Here is a 15,747-nt window from a genome sequence, read left to right as displayed (position 1 = left end):
CGCCATCCGGTCCGCCGCCGGAACCGGCGATGAACCGCTGAGCGGGAACCCTTTCGCGGTTCCCGCGTTCCGGGGGATCCGGCGCGGCAAAACCCATTGTCAGCACCCGTTTCACCCACGCGAGAAACATTCACTCGTTCGGGTCATAACCCGTCACTGTTCCATGATCCGGGAGGCGACCCCGCGCCCTCGTGACAGAATGGCTCAACCCGACCGGAGATCGCGGGTAAGCAACCCGAAGCCGTCCGCCGCCGAGAGGAGTCCGACCGCTTGGGAGCGAGTACGTTCGGTGACTTTCTGCGCTTTTACCGGGTGCGTTCTTCGCTCACCCAAGAAGAATTGTCCGAACGCACCGGCATCAGCGTCCGCGCTATCAGCGACATGGAACGCGGCCGCGTGCGCAGCCCCCAGCGCCGCACGCTGGAACTGCTGTCCGAGGGGCTGGGGCTGACCGGCGAAGAAGCGGAGTCGTTCGAGGAAGCAGCGCGGGCCGGGAGGAAGATGGCCGTTGCCGCGCCCGTCCCCGAACAGCCGGACGCGCCGCCGCGCGGCGCGGCGTGCTCGCTGCCGCCGACGCTTACCGAGATCACCGGGCGCGACGCCGAACTCAAGGCGCTCGAGGAGTACGCGCACGACGCGATCGCCTCGTGCCGGCTGCAGATCGCGATCGTCCACGGGCTGCCCGGCGCGGGCAAAACCGCGCTCGCCATCGAAGCGGCGCACCGGCTGTCCGGGCAGTTCGCCAACGGGTGCCTGTTCCTCGACCTGCGCGGGATGGACCGCGAGCCGCTGTCGGCCGACCGGGCGGTGCAGCGGCTGCTGCGCGCGTTCGGGGTCGAAGAGCGCAGGATCCCCGCCGACCCGGAGGACCGGCTGTCCCTCTACCGCTCGCTGCTGCGCGACCAGACCGTCTTGCTCGTCCTCGACAACGCCGCGAGCGAGGCCCAGGTGCGGCCGCTTCTGGCCACCAGCAACGGTTCGCTGGTGCTGGTGACCAGCCGCAGCACGCTCGCCGGGCTGGACGTGCGGCGGCGGACGGCGCTGGACCTGCTCGGGCCCGGGCCCGCGGTCGACCTGCTGCGCCTGGTCGTCGGCGAAGAGCGGGTGGCGGCCGAGCCCGAGGCGGCGCGCCGGGTGGCGGTGCTGTGCGGCGGGGTGCCGCTGGCGCTGGTCATCGCGGGCAACCGGCTGGCCAGCCGTCCACAGTGGACGATCGGGTACTTCGCCGACCAGCTGGAGGACGAACGGCGCCGGCTGTCCGTGCTCACCGCGGGCGACCTCCAGGTGCGCAGCGCGTTCGAAGTTTCCTACGACAGCCTGGAACCCGCGGTGGCCCGGATGTTCCGGCGGCTCGCCCTGGTGCAGGGCCCGGACACTTCGGTCGAGCTGGCCGCGGTGCTGTGCGGCGACAGCGCGCACGCGGCCGAGGCCACCCTGGAGAAGCTGGCCGACGTCGGCTTGCTGGGTCTCAGCGGCACCTGCGGCCGTTACACCGGCCACGATCTGCTTCGGGTGTTCGCCCGGGAACGGCTGGAACTCGGCGAGAGCGCGGAGGAGGTGCGGCTCGCGCTCGACCGGATGCGGAACTGGCTGCTCGCGGTCGCGACGAAGGCCGCGCTGTTCTTCGACCACGACCGGGACGAGGTGACCGTCGAGATCGACGGCCCGGATCCGGTGTACGACCGGGATTCCGCCGCCCACTGGCTGGCGCGGGAGCAGCCACACTGGCTCTGCGCGCTGCGCGGCGCTGCGGCGCAGAGCGACCACCGGCGAGTCCTCGACCTCGCCTCGGCGATGCACTGGTACTCGGACTTGCGAGGAACCGGCGAGCTGTGGCGCGAGGTGTTCGGCGAGGGCGCGAAAGCCGCGGCCGCGCTGGGCGACGCGCGTGCGGTCGCCGAGCAGTCGAATTACTTGTGCTGGGCGTTGTGCGCGTTGTCCGGCCAGCAGCGCGAGGCGCTGGCCGTGCACCATCGCGCGCTGGCCGCGGCCCGGGAGGCCGGTGACGTCCTGAACGAGGCGTGGGCCTGGTACTACCGGTCTGTCATCGAGCTGCGGCTGAGTTCGCCGTACGACGCGATCCGCCACAGCCGGCGCGCGGTCGAGATGTTCGAGCAGGCCCGTTTCCCCAACGGCTTGTACCTGTCCCTGTCGTTGCTGGGCAAGCAGCTCGACGCGGCGGGCAAGTCCGACGAAGCCGCGGCCGCGCACCGCAGGGCGATCGCCTACTACCGCGGCCTGCCCAGTTCGCCGGGCAACGACGAACTGCTCTCCCTCATGCTGACGCGGCTGGCGGAGAGCCGGACCGCGGCCGGCGACGTCGCGGCCGCGCTGGTCTTCCTCGACGAGGCGGAAACGTTGTTCCGCAAGCACGAAGCGGGCGTCGGCATCGCCCGGGTGCGGCATCTGCGCGGCGCGGCACTGGCGCGGGCCGGCCAGGTGCGCGAGGCCAGAGACCAGCTGGAGTCCGCGCTGGCGGAAGCACGCTGGTCCGAGAGCCGCATCGAACTGCTGGTACGGCTGTCCGACCTGTGCGACGAATGCGGCGACCCCGGCCGCGCCCACCAGTACCGCGTACGCGCACTGGCCGAGTGCTCCCGCTACGACGCGCCCGCAGTCCGCCGCACCGCGCAACGCCTCGCCGCGGAACTGGGCATCAACTGCCCGGCGCACCACACCGCCGGCTAGCCCGCGCTCTCGTTCCGCCGCGATCCGGAGAACCCGCGCGGCGTCCGCCTCCCGGTCATCGGGACATCCGGCCTGGCACCTGACGTGCCAGGCCGGTTTCGTTGTGCGGCAGAGCGAAATCCCCGCTGCTTCGCCATGCGGAACCACCGGCAGAAATTCCGGTTGTCGCCGGTTCTGCCGGTACTTCCGCGTACCCGTCCGCGGCCGCTCGCTGTTGAATCGGATCCGGAGCCGCAAGCCTCCAGCGCAGACAATCAGACGTGAAATTGCTTCAGCTATTTTCCGGGACGCGCTCCCGGGAACAGCCGCCGATTCATTCGCGGCCGCCCGCCGAAAGCGCGCAAGCGAATCCGGCGCCCGGCCATTCGTTCCCGTTTCGGCGGGACAGCGAAAAAGAACTGAGAGTGGTAGCAATGGCGAACTTTGCCCCGATCGGCACGCGGCCCGCGTCGAGCCGGGCCGCGGCACTGCGGGAGCGGCTGTCCCCCATCGTGGGCCGGCTCGGCCCGGTCGCCCCGCCGCACCGGCTCCCGCTCCCCGCCGGCGTGCCGGGCCTGCCGATCGCCGGGGCTTCGCTCGGCGACGTGGCCTGTGCGCTGCCCGAGGTCGCCGGGTTCGCCGAGCGGACCGGCGGCGCGACCACCGGGCTCGACGGCGCGGGCGGCGGTTTCGACGCCGGCCTCGCCGAGTGGGTTGCGGTGGCCGAAGCCGTGGAACGCTACTGCGCCGCCGTCTACGACCGCGACCAGCTGCTGGTCGCCACCGCACAGGAACTCGGAGACGACGCGCTCGACCTCGACACGATGCCGCGGCTTTCCGAACGCGAGCTGGCCGACGACCGGCACCGGATCGGCCCGGCGCGCAAGGACGTGCCGCGCTCGTGGGTCCGCGGGATCCGGCTGTCGGACGCGTGTCCGAAGTGGATTCCGGCCGAGCTGGTCTGGCTGTGCTTCGACGAACCGGGCGTGCAGCGGTTTTCCGCGCCCAACACGACCGGATGCGCGATCCACTCCGATCCGGACCAGGCGCTGCTGAACGGCCTGCTGGAGACGGTCGAGCGGGACTCGATCGCGATCGTCTGGCGGCAACGGCTGCCGTTGCCGGAGATCGAGCTCGACTGCGGACCGCCGGAACTGCACGAGCTGCTCTCGCGGTTCACCGACGACGCGGGCGTGTCGCTGCGCTTGTTCGACGCGACGCTGGATCTGGGCGTCCCGACCGTGTACGCGGTGTATCAGGAGCACCGGTCGGAGCGGTTCCGGCACGTGCTCGGCTGCGGGATCGGCCCGCGGCCGGAACAAGCCGCCGCGAACGCCGCTCGCGAGGCGCTCAGCTGCCGGATCGCGCTGGAGCACGCGGGCGAGCCGCCCGCCGACCCCGGGACCATCGCCAACACCGTGGACGGCGCGCTGTACATGGGCAGGGCGGAACGGGCCGGAGCCTTCGACTTCCTCGTCGGTCCCGGCCGGGACCGGGAGAAGGCGCCGCTTTCCGGGCTCGGGTCCGGCGACTGGCCGGACGAGCCGCGCGACTGCCTGCTGCGGCTGCTGGGCCGGATGCGCGCGGCCGGGCTCGAAGCGTTCGCGGTCGACCTCGGCTGCGACGAATCCCGCGAGGTCGGGCTCACCGCGGTCAAGGCCGTGGTGCCGGGCCTGCAGCCGCTGTCGTTCACCCACCGCGCGCAATTCCTCGGCACGCCCCGGCTGTTCGAAGCGCCCGCCGCGTGCGGCTACCCGGTGCACCCGCCGGGCGAGCTCAATCCGTGGCCGCAGCCCTTCGCCTGAGACGCCCGTTTTCCCGGAAGGAGACCAGATGCCCGGCATGCGCGATGTGCTCGTCCGGCACGACGCCGGCTTCGGAGCCGAGGTCGCGGCACGGCTGGCGGCCATGCTGCCCGCCGCTCGCCGCGAACCTCTGGACGGTCCGCTGGCCGCGGACGACGTGCCGCCCGGCGGGGTGCTGGTGCTCGCCCTCGACCAGCCCGCGCCGCGGCTGGAACGGCTCGCCGACGAGCTGGCGCTGTCCCGGGACGCGGTGCTCGTCCCGATCGCGGCCGAGCACCAGGTGGTGCGCATCGGCCCGGTGCTCGGACCGGGCGCACAGGCCACAGTGGACTGTTACTACCGCCGCGTCCGCCAGCACTACTACGGCACCGGGCTGACCGAACTGCACGCGGCGTACGACCGGGCAGCCGCCCGCCGCACCGACGGGTACCTGCCGTCGACGGCCGCCGCCGCGGCGGCCTTGACGGCCGCGCTCCTGCGGCGGCTGGCCGACGGCGACCGGAGCGACCTGCAGCAGGTGACGGTGCTCAGCGGCCTCGCGCCCCGGCTCGACCGGGCCCGGCTGACCGGTGTGCACGGCAACGCCCGCTCCGCCTCGCCGGTGCCCCGCGCGGACCGGTCCTGGGCGGCTCTGCTGCCGCTGGCCCGCGATCTCGCCCGTGGTCTGTCCGCAATAGACACTGCTGCCGAAGGAGCGCCCCGGTGACCACGTCCACGACCCCCCAGCGGGTCACCGCCGCCCGGATGACCGCCGCGGTCGCCGGCGACCCGCAGTTCACCCTGCCCGAGCGGGCGCGCACGCTGCCCGGACTGCTGCGCGTCCCGCTGCCGGCCGGCCTCCTCGTCGAGGGAGCCGCCGCTCGGCAGGTGTTCTCCGGCAAGGCCGCCACGACCGTCCTGCCCCGCGTGCTCGACCTGCTGGACGGCACGCGGACCTACGCGGAGATCGCCGCGTCGCTGGGCTTGCGCGAAGCCGAGGTCGTGTCGGTGGTGTCGCTGCTCTACGTCCGCGGGCTGGTCGAAGAAGGCATCGACCCGGCAGTGCCCGCGCAGCCGGTACCGCTGTGGCTGAGCCGGAACATCGATTCGAGCCGGGTGCACCGCAGCGGGCACCGGGCATTGCGGGAGCTGCGCTCCGCACGGGTCGCCGTCGTCGGCCCGGCGCACCTGGCTGCTGAACTCGCCGAGCTGCTGGAAGCGAACACCGTGCGCGCGGAAACCCGCCCAGTCGAGGCGCACGGCCGGCTCGCCGTCGGCGACCTCCCCGCGAACGCCTTGGTGATCGGCCTGTCCGACACCGCGAAGACGCCTGGCTGGATGTACGACCTCGACCGCGCCGTCCGCGAGCGGAACGGGGTGTGGCTGCGCGCGGTGACCGCCGGCGCTCGTCTGGAGATAGGCCCCCGGTTCGACGCCCGGGTCGGCTTGGACCTCGCCCGCTGGGAACTCGGCGCGCCGTCTCCGTCGGACGACAGCGCGGGCGGCGCGGCGGACCGGTCCGCGGCGCTGGCCATGCTGGCCACCGAGATCACCCACGTGCTGGCCCGGATCGGCGGCGGCGAGGGTCTCACCGCCGCGATCCGGATCGACCTGGCGTCCGGGGAGACGACCGCTCTCGCGGTCGCGCCCGGACCGCTGGCCACGCGGGCCGGCGACGGCACTCCGTCGGTGGCGATCAGCTTCGACGAGATGGTCCGTTTCCCGCCGAAGGACCAGGCGTTCCCCAAGGGCCACCTGATGCACTACCTGCCCGCCAACACCGCGAAGCAGTTCGACCACAAGGTGTACGCCCAGGTCCGGCGAGTCGCGCTGCCCCCGGTCACCGCGGCCGACCTGCCGGTTCTGGCCGCCGCGGACGCGCCGGCCGGCCTGGAGCGGCTCGTGCTCGCCGTGCGGACCGCGTTCGGGCTGCGGCCCGGCGGCGGCGAGCCCGCCGACGGACATGTGCGCCGCTACCACGCGACGGGCGGCAATCTCGGATCGCCGCAGGCGTATCTCGCGATCCGCGAGGTCGACGGGCTCGCCCCCGGCTGGTGGAGCTACGACCCGTTCGCACACGAGTTCGCGGCGGTCTCCCGGTTCGACGCGGCGAGCGAACGCTGGCTGGCCGAGGCCGCGCCGGACGCGCCCGCGGTCGTCGTCGCCACCGGCGCGCTGACCCGGGTCGCGGGCAAATACGCGGCGTTCGGGGCGCGCGTGGTCCACATGGACGCCGGGGTCGCGCTGCACCAGCTCGGCGAATCCTGCCGCCTGCTCGGTCTCGCCGCCCGGCGGATCGGCGGCTTCCGGTTCGGCGACGTCGCCCGGCTGCTGGGCCTCGACCCGGCCGCCGAGCCGGTGACCGAGGTCGTCCGGATCGACCGCGCCGGCCCGGCGGCCGAGGCCGGCGGCGGCTCGTCGTTCACCGGCGCTGCCTCGGTCCACAGCGGACCCGAGTTCCTGGTCCCGAAGGCGCTCGGCTCCCGGGAGGACGTCGTGACGACGTTGATCGCGGAGCTGCAGGAGCAGCCCGCCCCGGTCGCGCGCGGCCGGCTCGGCGGTGCGGGGTGGTCGGCGCGGGAATACGCCTCGGCACTCGCGAACCGGCACGGCGGCCGCCATTACGGACCCGGCGAGATATCCAAGGGCGAGCTGGAAACCTGGCTGCGCCGGGCGGACCGCGCGGGCAGCCTCGGCTGGGCCGAGCCCGGCACCGGGCAGCTCGGCTACCTCGTGCTGGCGGTGCGGGTCGCCGGCCTGGAACCCGGTTTCCACCGCTTCTCCCCCGCGACCGGATTCGCCGAGGCGGCCGCGCTGCCGCCGGGATTCCGCGTCGAAGACGCCTCGCTGCAGGCGGAATTCGGCCAGGCGGCGGCCATCGGCGCCGTCCTCGGCCGCACCCCGCGGGCAGTGCACGAACTCGGCGCGCACGGCTACCGGACGTTGCTCGCCCGAGGTTGCGCGGCCGTCAACGAAGTGTGGCTCGCCGCGTTGGCCGCCGGGCGGGAGTGCTGCGGTTTCGCCGGGCTCATCCCGCACGCCCTGACCCGCCACGGCCGCCTCGACCTCCGCACCGAAGCGCCGTTGTTCACCTTCGCCGTCGGCGAAGCCCCTGGACTGGGCTGACCGAGCCCCCGGTCCGGCTCCCCGTGCCGGGCCGGCTCCCCTCATCGCACCCGGGAGGCCTATCGCATCCACCGATCCCCTTCGCCGGTAAATCCGACACGGAAAGGAAAAATCATGGAAAACCCGATGTCCGAGCTCGAAGCCGAGCTGGACTTGTGGGCCGAGGAGTCCGACACCGCGATCGCCGCCGACTGCTGCAGCGGCACGTCGGCGAGCGCCAGCACGCTCAGCACGCCGCTGGTCTCGGTGGGCACCGCCAGCAGCAAGGCGTGCGCATGCTGACCGCGGGGGAAACCGGGAACCGCCGGGAACCCGCCGAACTGGAAGCACAGCTGGACCTGTGGGCCGAAGAGCCGGGCGCCGAAGTCGCCGCGGCGTGCTGCGGCGGTTCCGGGAGCAGCGTGGCGTGCGCGAGCACTCCGTGGAGCAGCGTGTCGACCGGCGGCTCCGCCGGTTCCGCCTGCTGAGCACCACCCCCAGGAAAACTCAGGAAGGAAAGCCATGAACAACGTCACCGCCGGGCAGCACGACGAACTGCTCGACCTGTGGGCCGAAGAGTCGGACGCGAACCTGGCCGCCGACGGCTGCACCCTCAGCAGCGCGGGCTGCAGCGGTTCCGCCAGCACGTTCAGCTGCCCCGCGGGCAGCGCCAGCACCGCCGGCAGCGGCAGCACCGCCAGCACCAAGTGCTGATTCGCTCCGCACCCGCGCACCACTTGCCAGATCTGAAAGGAAAACCCGTGGACATCACCGCGATCGACCAGGACGTCGTCCTGGACCTGTGGGCCGAGGAGTCCGACGCGTCCGCCGCCGCCGACTGCTGCTCGGGCTGCGCCAGCTCCGCCGGCAGCGCGAGCAGCGCCGGCTGCGCGTGCACCACTGTCTCGACCGGCGGCTCGGTCGGTTCCGGCGGAAGCGCCTCGACCAACTGCTGACGCCCTGACCGGGTGGGCGGCCGCCGCCCCCTTCGGCCGCCCACCCTTCCTTCTCTCCCCCGACCGCACCGCCGCTCGCAAGTCCTGGAGGCCCGTCATGTCCACGACCGTCGATCCGCCGCAGGCCGGCGAAGCGGCCGCCGCGCTGCCCGTCGCGGACGAGCACTGGCCCGCCGGCGACGACCTGCTGAAGCTGCGCCCCGGCGTGGAACTGCTGACCGGGGCCGACGGCCGGTCGATGCTGTTCGACGACGAGAGCGGCAAATACGTCTTCCTCAGCGCCGGAGCGTGCCTGCTGGTGCCGCAGCTGACCACGGGTGTCCGATATGGACAGTTGACCGGCGAACTGGCCCGCCGCAGCGGCGCGCGCGCCGAACAGGTCGACCGCGCGTCGCGCCCGCTGGCGCGCGATCTGCTCCGGATGGGGTTGCTCGAGGGCATCGCGCCGGATGCCGGCGGCGTCACCGCCCGGCTGGCCCGCTCGCAGATCAAGATGCCGCATGTGCGGCTGCCGCTGTCCACCGCGCGCGCGGACCGGGTTTTCGCCGCGCTCGCACGGCTGTTCCGCGGGCGCGCCGGCGGCCTGGCGCTCGGCGCGGCCGGCCTCCTCGGCCTGGCCGGGGTCCTGGCCGCGCTGGGCGCGATCTTCTTCACCCCGTTCGCCCCGGACCTGTCCGCGGTCTGGGTCGTCTACCTGGTCATGATTCCGCAGACGCTGCTGCACGAGACCGCGCACGGCGTGCTGTGCCGGCGCTACGGCGTCCCGGCCCGCGAAGTCGGGGTGGCGCTGTGGTTCTACGTCATGCCGATCGCCTACGTCGACCGGTCCGACTCGGTGCGGCTGGAGCGGCGGTGGCCGCGAGTCGCGATCCTGCTCGCCGGCCCCGCGTTCGACGGCATCGTGCTCGGCGTGCTCGCGGTGCTCCTGATCTGCGGGGCGGGCGATCCCGGCGTGCTGGGCGTCCTGGTGGCGTTCCAGACAGTGATGCTGTGCATGAACTTCAACCCCATGCTGCCGACCGACGGCCAGCAGGCGCTGGAAAACGCGCTCGGCAAACTGAATCTGCGCAACCGCGCGATGACCTACGTGCTGCACCGCCTGCTGCGCAAGCCGCTGCCCAGCGCGCTGGCCAAGACCGCCCGGCGCGACCGCGCGCTGTTCTGGGGATACGGCCTGGTCTGCCTCGGCTATCTGCTCCTGGTCTTCGGGATGCTCGGCGTGACCCTGTACACCCTCGTCGGCCACTTGTTCTGAGCACCGGTCGTTTCGAGCACCGCAGACAGGAGAAGCAATGACCCAGCAAGCCCTGGCGCCGCGGCACCGGCCCCCGTTGCCCCGCAAGCGGAAGCTGCTCACCGCCGGACTGATCGCGCTGGTCGTCGCGGCCGTGGTCGGCGGCGGTCTGTTCCTCCAGCTGCGCACGACGGCCGCCGAGGCCGACGGGTACGGCCCGGCTCGCACCCCGGCGCGGATCACCGGTTCCGCCGTCGTGACGCTGGGCCCGGCGAACGCCCCGCACGCGGTGGACGTGTACGAGGATCCGTTGTGCCCGTACTGTTCCCAGTTCGAGCAGCGGTTCGGCCAGCTGCTCGCCAAGGCGGCCGACGAAGGCAAGGCGCGCGTCAACTACCACATTCTGACGTTCCTGGACGAAAAATCGGCCAGCCGCAGCTACTCCACCCGCGCGGCCAGCACCTTGCTGTGCGCGGTCCAGTCCAACGGCGCGGCTTTCGGGCCGTTGCACGATCGCCTCATGGCGACCGGCACGCAGCCGAAGGAAAACGCGTCCGCCGACCTGACGGACGAGGAACTCGCGCGGTTCGCCGGAGAAGCGGGCGCCGGACCGGGAGTCGCGGCCTGCCTGCGCGCCGGCACTCACGCCGGCGTGCTCCGCGACACCACCGCGGCCGTGCACCCCACGATCCCCGGCACGCCGACCGTCCGGATCGACGGACGGCTCGTTCCCCGCGACGAGGTGCCCGGCGGCGACTGGGCGGATCCGCTGCGGTGACCCGCCCCGGAACGCCCTCGAAGGAAAGGAAACCGCGATGAGCCCGTCTTCCGCGCCGAGCCTGCGCGAGCGGCTGAACCCGTTGGCGGACCCGGTGGTCGGCCTGGTGGCGGAGCCCGGTCTGCTGCCGTTCCCGCTGGGTTCCGGAGCGATGCCGATCGCGACGGCATACCTGGGCGACGCGGGCGCGAGCATTCCCGCGATCCGCCGCTACGAACGCTGGATGCGCACGTCCCCCGAGCAGATCGACGGCAGCGGCGGCGGTTTCGACGTCGAGCTGGCCAAAGCGGTCTCGGTCGCCGAGGCGCTGGAACGCTATTGCTGCGCCATGCACGATCCGGCCGACCTGCGCTGGGCCACCGCGACCGAACTCGGCGACGACGCGCTCGACCTGGACACGCTGCCGCGGCTGTCCGAGGCCGAGCTGTCCCGGCCGCGGCTCGCCGTCACCCCGGCCGCGAAAGACGCCCCGCGGCACTGGGTCCGCGGCGTCCGGCTGAGCGACGGGAAGCCGACCTGGCTGCCGGCGATGCTGGCTTATCTGTTCTTCGTGCCGTCCGACGGCGAAAATCTCGCGAACCCGATCACCACCGGCTGCGCGGTGCACACCGATCCGGTGCTGGCGCTGGTGAAGGGCCTGGTCGAGGTGATCGAGCGGGACGCCACCGCGATCGCCTGGCACCAGCAGCTGCCGTTGCCGGAGCTCGAACTCGACACCGGCGGTCCGGAGCTGCACCGGCTGATGGCCGCCTACGACCGCAATCCGCACGTGGACGTGCGGCTGTTCGACGCGACCACCGACGTGGGCGTGCCCGCGGTGTTCGCCGTCCGGGTCGACCGCCGCAGCACCAGCCTGCGGCACGTGGCCATCTGCGCGGCGAACCTCGATCCGCGGCTGGCGGCGGTCAACGCGGTGCGGGAAGTGCTTTCCTGCCACCTCTCGTTCCTGCACCAGGTCGGCGACGCCCCGGCCCGCGCCGAGGACTGCTACCGCACGGCGGACGGCGCGCTGTTCACCGCGCACGCCAGCCGCGCCGAGGCGTTCGACTTCCTGCTGAACCGCACGCCTCCGCGGCGGGCGCTGTCCGAGCTGCCCACACCGCCCGCGAACGACTCGGCCGAGTCGCTGCGCTGGCTGGTCGACCGGCTGGCGGCGGCGGGCGCCGAAGCGTACGCGGTGGACCTGACCACCGACGAGGCGCGCGCGGTCGGCATGACCGCCGTCAAGGCCATCGTGCCCGGCTTGCAGCCCATGTCTTTCGTGCGCACCGCCCAGTTCCTGGGCCATCCGCGGCTTTACGCCGCACCGGCGGCCATGGGCTATCCGGTGCGGGCCGAGGCCGACCTCAATCCGTGGCCGCAGCCGGTGGCCTGACCGCCCCGCTCCCGAAAGGACCCCTCGTGGACATTCTCGTCCTGCACGACGACGACTTCGGCGCGGCGCTCGCGGCCCGGCTGCGCATGACGCTGCCCGGCCGCGTCGCCGCGGCCCGGCTGGACGACTGGCCGGACCCGGACGCGCTCGACCAGCTGATCGCCGGCGCGCGGCACGTCGTCTTCGCGTGGAGCCGCCCGGTGCCCCGGCTCGAGACCGCGGTGGACCGGGCAGTGCTGCGGCACCGCGCCACGCTGCTGCCGGTGGTCGCCGAGGCGATGAGCGTCCGGGTCGGGCCGCGCCTGACCCCGGACACGCCGGCCACCGTGGACTGCTACTACCGCCGGCGCGCCCAGCGGGCCGGGGCCCATGCCCGGCTCGGCACGGTGCACGAGTATTTCGACGACCATCCGGCCGGCGAACCGGCCGGGCATCTCGCCGCGACCGTCGCGATCGCCGCCGCGGCCGCGGCCGGGTTCCTGACCGCCGGGCAGCCCGGCGAGGCGCGGCTGGCGTTGATCCACCCGCACACCGGCCTGTCGACCAGTTCGGTGCTGCTCGGCGTCCACGGCAACGCCCGGTCGAGGGCTCCGTTCCCGCCCGGGCAGCGGACCTTCGCCCGGCTGCGGGGAATCGTGCGGGACGCGATGGGAGTGAGCGCGTGATGGCCGTCGTCCACCGGCAAACCGCCGGCGAAGCCCTGCGCGAAGCCGGGTCCGCCGCGCGCACGGACCGGCCCTCCCTGCTGCCCGGCATCACCCTGGTGCGCACCGCGTCCGGCCTGATCGCCTACGGCGGCTTCCGGCCCCAGGTCTTCGGCGGGAAGTCGGCCCAGACAGTGCTGCCGGCGGTGTTGCGCGCGCTGGACGGCACCCGCACCACCGCCGAGGTCGCCCGCCAGCTCGGCCTGCCCACGTCCACAGTGGACGCAGTCTGCGCACTCGCCCGCACCCGCCGGTTGCTCGGGTCCGGCCCGGCGCCTGCCGACAGCACCGGCCGCTGGCTGGCCCGATCCGGTGCCGAGGCAACGAAACCCGGCGCGGCGAAAGCGACGGTCACCGGTGAGCACTCGCTGGCCGCGGAACTCGCCGATCTTCTCGCCGCAGACGGCGTCGTGAGCGAGGTCGTGGACTGGGCTGACGGCGAGTTCTCGCCCGGCGACAGCGATCTCGTCGCAGTGGTGCGGTCCGGCCCAGAGCCCTCCGCCGCGCTGGCCGCTCTCGACGAGCGCCTCACCTCGGCCGGCGTCCCGTGGCTGCGGATCGTGGTGGGCGCCGACGGCGCGGAGATCGGGCCGCGTTTCACGCCCGACGACGAACTGCGGTACGTCTCGTGGTGGCCGGTCGCCCCGCCGCGCGAACCGTCGGCCGCCGCGCCCGGGACACGCCAAGCCGCGCTCGGCTTCGCCGCCGTGGAGATCGTCAACCTGCTGCGCCGGGCGGGCCGTCCCTTCTCCGGCGCCGCCGTGGCCGAGTTCGACGCGGCGACCGGGGCGTGCCGCCTGCGGCCCCGGGTGCCGCGTCCGCCGGACGGCGCGTCGATCTGCCTCGCGGCCGACTACGCCGGCCGGAAGTCCACTTCGGACACTCCAGTCCCGGTCCTGCCCGAGCCGGACGCCACGCTGCTTCAGCCCGCGGCCTCCGCGGATCTCGGCGTCCTGCTCGACACCGCGTTCCCGGCGACCGCGGAATCCCGGCTCAACGCCTATCTGCTCACCCCGGACGGAGCGCGGCTGCACCGCCCCGGAGGCCTGCTCGACCTGTCCGGAGTCGCCGACGAACAACCCTGGCTGCGGCGGCGGGCAGCCGACGCACTCGCCGCGGTGGCCGTGTCCGTGACGCTGCCGGGCGGCACGGACGTGCTCCGGGCCGCCCTGCTCGACGCCGGTGCCGCGCTGCAGCGCCTCGCCACGGCCGCGCACCGGCTCGGCTACCGCGTGCGGCGCGAAACCGGCGGCACGCTCGGCGAATTGGGCGAGGCGCTCGGCATCCTGCCGCACGCGGAAACGGTGCTCGACGTCGTCGTCCTCGAACGCGAACCGGGAGGCTCACGATGACCGCGGAAAACCGCTATGCGCCCGAAAGCGACACCGCACTCTTCGAGCAGTTGCGGACGATGCTGGCAGACACCCCGCTGTCCAGCAGCAATTCCCCGCGTCCGGCCGCGGACACCACCGACGAATCAGCTGCCGCCGTCCTCACCGCCGCGCTCAAGACGGCCGCGCCGGCCTCGGTCCGGGTCACCGTCGCTGTCCGGGACGTCGACGGGATCGCCCCCGGGCACTACGAGTTCCGCGACGGCGCCCTCCGTGCCGTCGAGAACTCCGGCGAGCCAGGCTCCGACGCCCTCGCGACGGTCGTCTTCCACGACTGGGCCGACGACGTGCACGCCTGGCGCCACGTCCTGCTGGCGGCGGGCGCGATGCGGGAAATCGCCCGCAGCTCCGGATTCTCGCTCCGGCCGGCTGCCCGGAACGCCGGGTTGTCCGTCCAGGCGTGGGAATTCGCTCCGGCCGCCGGAGCCGCCTGATGCGGCCGGATCCGCTGGCCGGCCTGCGCGCCGTGGTTTCGCCGTACGGTCTGGTCGGGAAAACCGGCGTGTGCGCCGGGCCGCACGGGATCCCGGTCGCCTCGGGCAGCCTCGGCGAGCTCGGCGAGGTGCTCCCGCACCTGGCGGGCCGGCGGCGGTCCCTGGCGGCCGAGGGCAACTTCGACGGAGCGGGCGGCGACCTCGACCCGGACCGCGCGGAGTTGCTCAGCGTCGCCGAGTCGGTGGAGCGCTATTCGGCCCTCGCGGTCAGGGACGAGGCGCTCGTCTTCGCGAGCGCCGACGAACTCGGCCCGGACGCCGTGGCCCCGGCGGAATGGCCCCGGGCATCGGCGGCCGAGTTCGCCGTGCCCAACTGCCCGCTGACCGAGCCGGACGGCACGGACCGCATCCGCTGGGTCCGCGCGTGGTCGCTCACCCACGCGCGCCCGCGGTACGTGCCCGCGCGCCTGGTCTGGCTCGGCCTGCCTCCCCGATGCCCGGCGGAGTTGTTCACCCTCGGCAATCCCAGCGGCAGCGCCGCGCACACGGACTATCCGCGCGCGGTGCTCGCCGGCCTGCTGGAGGTGGTCGAACGCGACGCGCTGATGCTGGCGTGGCTGCATCGGCTCCGGCTCCCCCGGCTCGACGTCCGGCCGGACGACCTTCCCGAATCGCTGCGCCCGTACCTCGACCGGAGCCGCGCGGCCGCGCTGGAGACGCGGGTGTTCGACGCGACCACGGACTTCGGCGTCCCGGTGTTCTTCGCCCTGCAGCTCGCCGACCGCGACCCGCTGCTGGCCCAGCTGGTGTGCACGACCGCCGGGCTCGATCCGGCGGTCGCGGTGGCCAAGGCCTATCGCGAACTGGCCATGCTGCGCGTGGCGCTCCAGGCGAACGCGCCGGCGGACCCCGCCCAGGTGCCCGCCGACGGCGTCTGCGGCGGCGCCTACCGCAGCGGCGCGCCGGAAGCCCGCGGGCAGTTCGACTTCCTCCTGCGCGGCCCGCGCCCGCTGCGCACCCTCGCCGAGCTTCCCGTGCCGTCCAGCGACGATCCGGTCCGGCAGCTGGACTGGGCGGTCGCCCGGCTGCGCGCCCGCGGCGCCGAAGCGCTCGCCGTCGACATCACCTCGGTCGAGGCCCGCGCCGCCGGCGCCGTCGTGGTCAAAGTCCTGGTGCCGCAGGCAGTTCCGCTCTCCTTCGGCACCGGCGTGCGGATGCTCGCCACGCCGCGGCTGCACACCGCGCCGGTCGCCATGAACCACCCGGCCCGCGCCGAAGCCGCGTTCAACCCGCACCCGCAACCGATGGCTTGAGGTCCA

General features: G+C 73.6%; 15 protein-coding genes. All 15 read left to right on the top strand.

All coding sequences use genetic code 11. From position 1 onward, the window contains the following. The first annotated feature begins 270 nt into the window (after nt 1–270). The 15 genes from F9C11_RS26745 to F9C11_RS26675 all read left to right on the top strand — a co-directional run bounded on the left by F9C11_RS26745 (nt 271) and on the right by F9C11_RS26675 (nt 15,741). Complete coding sequence (locus F9C11_RS26745) at nt 271–2,688, top strand: NB-ARC domain-containing protein (protein WP_409180114.1); 2,418 nt, start codon at nt 271–273, stop codon at nt 2,686–2,688. A 413-nt stretch (nt 2,689–3,101) separates the two neighbouring features. After that, nucleotides 3,102–4,472: a YcaO-like family protein gene (locus F9C11_RS26740; protein WP_409180113.1), complete on the top strand. Its 1,371-nt coding sequence runs from the start codon at nt 3,102–3,104 to the stop codon at nt 4,470–4,472. Between the two features lie 28 nt (nt 4,473–4,500). Further along, nucleotides 4,501–5,178: a TOMM precursor leader peptide-binding protein gene (locus F9C11_RS26735; RefSeq protein WP_409180112.1), complete on the top strand. Its 678-nt coding sequence runs from the start codon at nt 4,501–4,503 to the stop codon at nt 5,176–5,178. Next, complete coding sequence (locus F9C11_RS26730) at nt 5,175–7,577, top strand: nitroreductase family protein (RefSeq protein WP_409180111.1); 2,403 nt, start codon at nt 5,175–5,177, stop codon at nt 7,575–7,577. Before F9C11_RS26735 ends, F9C11_RS26730 begins: the two co-directional genes overlap by 4 nt. Nucleotides 7,578–7,703: 126 nt before the next feature. Continuing rightward, nucleotides 7,704–7,859, top strand: coding sequence for a hypothetical protein (locus tag F9C11_RS26725; protein ID WP_409180110.1), 156 nt, complete (start codon nt 7,704–7,706; stop codon nt 7,857–7,859). Beyond that, the gene (locus F9C11_RS26720; protein ID WP_409180109.1) at nt 7,847–8,044 is read left to right on the top strand and encodes a hypothetical protein; all 198 of its coding nucleotides are present in this window, start codon (nt 7,847–7,849) and stop codon (nt 8,042–8,044) included. Before F9C11_RS26725 ends, F9C11_RS26720 begins: the two co-directional genes overlap by 13 nt. A gap of 34 nt (nt 8,045–8,078) precedes the next feature. After that, nucleotides 8,079–8,270 carry a hypothetical protein gene (locus F9C11_RS26715; RefSeq protein ID WP_409180108.1) on the top strand — a complete coding sequence of 64 codons (192 nt, stop codon included), beginning with the start codon at nt 8,079–8,081 and terminating at the stop codon, nt 8,268–8,270. Between the two features lie 47 nt (nt 8,271–8,317). Beyond that, on the top strand, nt 8,318–8,512 hold the full coding sequence (locus F9C11_RS26710; protein ID WP_409180107.1) for a hypothetical protein: 195 nt from the start codon (nt 8,318–8,320) through the stop codon (nt 8,510–8,512). Between the two features lie 97 nt (nt 8,513–8,609). After that, nucleotides 8,610–9,767, top strand: a complete 1,158-nt coding sequence (locus tag F9C11_RS26705; protein WP_409180106.1) for a site-2 protease family protein — start codon at nt 8,610–8,612, stop codon at nt 9,765–9,767. A gap of 37 nt (nt 9,768–9,804) precedes the next feature. Next, nucleotides 9,805–10,524: a DsbA family protein gene (locus F9C11_RS26700; protein WP_409180105.1), complete on the top strand. Its 720-nt coding sequence runs from the start codon at nt 9,805–9,807 to the stop codon at nt 10,522–10,524. Nucleotides 10,525–10,561: 37 nt separating this feature from the next. After that, the gene (locus F9C11_RS26695) at nt 10,562–11,899 is read left to right on the top strand and encodes a YcaO-like family protein (RefSeq protein ID WP_409180104.1); all 1,338 of its coding nucleotides are present in this window, start codon (nt 10,562–10,564) and stop codon (nt 11,897–11,899) included. 26 nt (nt 11,900–11,925) lie between these two features. Beyond that, nucleotides 11,926–12,564 (top strand): hypothetical protein, encoded by a 639-nt coding sequence (locus F9C11_RS26690; RefSeq protein WP_409180103.1) that lies wholly within the window; start codon nt 11,926–11,928, stop codon nt 12,562–12,564. Further along, the gene (locus F9C11_RS26685; RefSeq protein WP_409180102.1) at nt 12,564–13,955 is read left to right on the top strand and encodes a hypothetical protein; all 1,392 of its coding nucleotides are present in this window, start codon (nt 12,564–12,566) and stop codon (nt 13,953–13,955) included. The genes F9C11_RS26690 and F9C11_RS26685 overlap by 1 nt, the downstream gene beginning before the upstream one ends. Further along, nucleotides 13,952–14,428 (top strand): hypothetical protein, encoded by a 477-nt coding sequence (locus F9C11_RS26680; protein WP_409180101.1) that lies wholly within the window; start codon nt 13,952–13,954, stop codon nt 14,426–14,428. Before F9C11_RS26685 ends, F9C11_RS26680 begins: the two co-directional genes overlap by 4 nt. Then, nucleotides 14,428–15,741 (top strand): YcaO-like family protein, encoded by a 1,314-nt coding sequence (locus F9C11_RS26675; protein ID WP_409180100.1) that lies wholly within the window; start codon nt 14,428–14,430, stop codon nt 15,739–15,741. The genes F9C11_RS26680 and F9C11_RS26675 overlap by 1 nt, the downstream gene beginning before the upstream one ends. The last annotated feature ends 6 nt before the right edge of the window (nt 15,742–15,747 follow it).

This window comes from Amycolatopsis sp. VS8301801F10, assembly GCF_046195355.1.
Taxonomy (GTDB): Bacteria; Actinomycetota; Actinomycetes; order Mycobacteriales; family Pseudonocardiaceae; genus Amycolatopsis.
Note: the sequence above shows the minus strand (reverse complement) of the source record. Positions and strands in the feature narration are given on the sequence as shown.

What these genes read in the sequence shown, in the direction of transcription:
- F9C11_RS26740 (WP_409180113.1), top strand. Translation starts at nt 3,102, where the DNA reads ATGGCGAACTTTGCCCCGATCGGCACGCGGCCCGCGTCGAGCCGGGCC.
- F9C11_RS26735 (WP_409180112.1), top strand. Translation starts at nt 4,501, where the DNA reads ATGCCCGGCATGCGCGATGTGCTCGTCCGGCACGACGCCGGCTTCGGA.
- F9C11_RS26725 (WP_409180110.1), top strand. Translation starts at nt 7,704, where the DNA reads ATGTCCGAGCTCGAAGCCGAGCTGGACTTGTGGGCCGAGGAGTCCGAC.
- F9C11_RS26715 (WP_409180108.1), top strand. Translation starts at nt 8,079, where the DNA reads ATGAACAACGTCACCGCCGGGCAGCACGACGAACTGCTCGACCTGTGG.
- F9C11_RS26705 (WP_409180106.1), top strand. Translation starts at nt 8,610, where the DNA reads ATGTCCACGACCGTCGATCCGCCGCAGGCCGGCGAAGCGGCCGCCGCG.
- F9C11_RS26700 (WP_409180105.1), top strand. Translation starts at nt 9,805, where the DNA reads ATGACCCAGCAAGCCCTGGCGCCGCGGCACCGGCCCCCGTTGCCCCGC.
- F9C11_RS26695 (WP_409180104.1), top strand. Translation starts at nt 10,562, where the DNA reads ATGAGCCCGTCTTCCGCGCCGAGCCTGCGCGAGCGGCTGAACCCGTTG.
- F9C11_RS26685 (WP_409180102.1), top strand. Translation starts at nt 12,564, where the DNA reads ATGGCCGTCGTCCACCGGCAAACCGCCGGCGAAGCCCTGCGCGAAGCC.
- F9C11_RS26680 (WP_409180101.1), top strand. Translation starts at nt 13,952, where the DNA reads ATGACCGCGGAAAACCGCTATGCGCCCGAAAGCGACACCGCACTCTTC.
- F9C11_RS26675 (WP_409180100.1), top strand. Translation starts at nt 14,428, where the DNA reads ATGCGGCCGGATCCGCTGGCCGGCCTGCGCGCCGTGGTTTCGCCGTAC.